Origin of the sequence: Bacillus cereus group sp. BfR-BA-01408, from assembly GCF_022663305.1 — a bacterium.
Lineage (GTDB): Bacteria > Bacillota > Bacilli > Bacillales > Bacillaceae_G > Bacillus_A > Bacillus_A pacificus.
Map to the genome: position 1 here is coordinate 1 of NZ_JAKUFF010000343.1, position 216 is coordinate 216.

The following is a 216-nucleotide window of genomic DNA, read 5'->3' on the forward strand; positions in this document are numbered from 1 at the left end:
TCCGTTACACTTTAGGAGGCGACCGCCCCAGTCAAACTGCCCACCTGACACTGTCTCCCGGGTCGATAAGACCCGTAGGTTAGAATTTCAATACAGTCAGGGCGGTATCCCCCCAGCGCCTCCACCGAAGCTAGCGCTCCGGTTTCAAAGGCTCCCGCCTATCCTGTACAAACTGTACCAAAATTCAATATCAGGCTACAGTAAAGCTCCACGGGG

1 rRNA gene is annotated in these 216 nt (G+C 54.6%); it reads right to left on the reverse strand.

Going from position 1 to position 216, the window contains the following annotated elements:
• Positions 1–216 (reverse strand): 23S ribosomal RNA (locus MR083_RS27575); the annotation flags it as partial.